Raw genomic sequence first — 354 nt, forward strand, 5'->3', positions numbered from 1 at the left:
TTTGATAGTTTAAGTTTGGTCTCTCTCTTTAGTGAAGAAGTGGTGGAGCTAAGCAGGATCGAACTGCTGACCTCCTGCGTGCAAGGCAGGCGCTCTCCCAGCTGAGCTATAGCCCCGCAATGGGAAACACACTTTAAGCTAAAACGAAACGCAGATTTACGTCAGTTGCAAGGCGGAAGGATGGATGTGTAGGTTTTCTACACGAGTATCATTCCAACGCAGCAAGTGGCGTAAATTGGTAGGTCTGGGCAGACTTGAACTGCCGACCTCACCCTTATCAGGGGTGCGCTCTAACCAGCTGAGCTACAGACCTATTTCTCTTTCAAGAATTTACGTCCGAAGCTAGCGTGTTTG

At 48.9% G+C, this 354-nt stretch carries 2 tRNA genes; both read right to left on the bottom strand.

Annotation, left to right across the window (positions count from 1 at the left end):
* Positions 1-40 precede the first annotated feature (40 nt).
* Positions 41-116: transfer RNA gene (locus tag H4J54_RS04725), tRNA-Ala, on the bottom strand.
* 120 nt (positions 117-236) lie between these two features.
* Positions 237-313, bottom strand: a tRNA-Ile gene (locus tag H4J54_RS04730).
* Positions 314-354 lie beyond the last annotated feature (41 nt).

This window comes from Colwellia sp. MB3u-8 (assembly GCF_014076985.1).
In the GTDB taxonomy this organism is placed as follows: domain Bacteria; phylum Pseudomonadota; class Gammaproteobacteria; order Enterobacterales; family Alteromonadaceae; genus Cognaticolwellia.